1 protein-coding gene is annotated in these 1,387 nt (G+C 53.9%); it reads right to left on the minus strand.

Annotated elements, in window-relative coordinates:
• On the minus strand, positions 1 to 1,387 hold a 1,387-nt coding region (feoB, locus tag QCH34_RS12685; protein WP_366898683.1), incomplete at both ends, for a ferrous iron transport protein B.

Genomic DNA, 1,387 nt, shown 5'->3' on the forward strand with positions numbered 1-1,387 from the left:
CAAGGATCATCCCAAACTGCTGGCCGGGAGTCACCTTCGAGAGAACGATCCCGGTTGCAAAGACGAGGAGGAAGACGATTCCATAGACGGAGAATGCCGCGGCAAGACCGATAAAGGAGGCAACAATCCCTGATATGACAACGGTTCTTGCTGAGCAGGGGATCATTGTGACAAGGACCGAGGCAATGATCCGCTCTCTTCGGGTTGCAAGGAGGCGGACACTCATCAGTGCCGGGACACTACATCCAAACCCAAGAACCATCGGGATGATCCCCTGCCCATGCATTCCGAACCTGTGCATCGAGCGGTCAGCAAGGAACGCGGCACGGGTGAGGTACCCTGAATCCTCGATGATCGAGATGACCAGGTAAAAGATGAAGACATAAGGAAACGCAATCCCCATGCCTGCCTGAAGGGCAATGATTATGGAAAGGCCGACAGCTGAGGCGATTCCGGGGAGATCAAGAGCGAGAAATGGTTCTATCGCATATGTATCAAAGAAGGTAACGATAAGTTCTTCAAAGAATGCGCCTGCGGTGAATACAAGCAGGAGTATGGCGATGATCATCGCAATCAGGATGGGGATACCGGGAAATGACCGTGTCAGAATCGTATCAAGATCAAACCGGGGAGGGCGGGAGTGCTGCTCGGTTACCTCCCCTGCCAGTGCATGTGAGAAGTTGTGCCGGTTGGTTGCGATGATCTGGTGCGGCGTCATATTATGCCGCTTTTCGATCTCAGCTCCAAGCCCCTGCGCCGAGTCAGCGAGATCATCAGATCCCTCAGGGCGTACGAGTGCCTGGAGAGCAGCACTTCTCCCGATACCAAAGATCTTGGTGAGGCTCCGGGCAGCTGCTTCGACATGGTGATCGTAGGGAACACTGACTGTCGGGATGGGGGGTTCTCCCCGTGCAAGATCGATGATCGCCTCCATATTCTTCCCCTCAGATGCAACCGTCGGGATGACCGGCGATCCGATCTTCTCTGAGAGGAGGTCATAGTCGATCTCTATCCCGAACTTTTCTGCCTCATCGACCATGTTCAGGACGACAACCATCGGGATCTTGTATTCTGCGACCTGAAGGAGGAGATAGAGGTTCCGTTCGAGATGGGTGGCATCCAGGACAGCGATGAGGATATCCACCTCCTTCCGACTTAAAATTCCCCGGACAAGCGTCTCTTCTTCAGATTCGCCTTCAAGAGAATAGATTCCGGGCAGATCGACGAGTTCGATCATCTCGCGCTGGAAACAGACATTTCCACGCATCAGATCGACGGTGGTGCCGGGATAATTGCTGACTTCAACACCAAGGCCTGTCAAATGGTTAAAGATGAGTGATTTCCCGACACTCGGGTTTCCGATGAGCGCGCAGGAGAGGCGTCCGGT

Source organism: Methanocalculus sp., from assembly GCF_029762515.1.
GTDB lineage: Archaea > Halobacteriota > Methanomicrobia > Methanomicrobiales > Methanocorpusculaceae > Methanocalculus.